Raw genomic sequence first — 349 nt, 5'->3', positions numbered from 1 at the left:
GGCCAGGTCGGCCGAACCGCCCAGCAGCTCAGGCAGCAATGGGCCAAAAGCGTTCAGAGTGTTCTGGCTGGCTTTACGGCTGGCGATGGTTTCGCCCTTGGCCGCGACTTCGGCGATATAGGCCGAGGCTTTTTCGGAGAAGTCCGCCGGCAACTCGCCGCTCAGGCGACGGACCAGTTCATTGGCTTCGACCGGGAAGGCCGCGGAGTAGGCCGCGAAACGCTGGTCCCACTCGGCTTCGACAGCGCGGCCGGCTTCCTTGGCATCCCACTCGGCATAGATGTCGGCCGGGATTTCGAACGGGCCGTGGTTCCACTTCAGCGCCGCGCGGGTCAGGGCGATTTCCGCG

1 pseudogene is annotated in these 349 nt (G+C 65.6%); it reads right to left on the bottom strand.

Annotated elements, in window-relative coordinates:
• Positions 1-349: pseudogene (locus M5C01_RS32845) on the bottom strand (transketolase); the annotation flags it as partial.

It is taken from the genome of Pseudomonas sp. MWU12-2319 (assembly GCF_023242525.1).
GTDB classification, from domain to species: Bacteria; Pseudomonadota; Gammaproteobacteria; order Pseudomonadales; family Pseudomonadaceae; genus Aquipseudomonas; species Aquipseudomonas gingeri_D.
The sequence above is the reverse complement of the archived record's forward strand: the minus strand, read 5'-3'. Positions and strand labels throughout refer to the sequence as shown.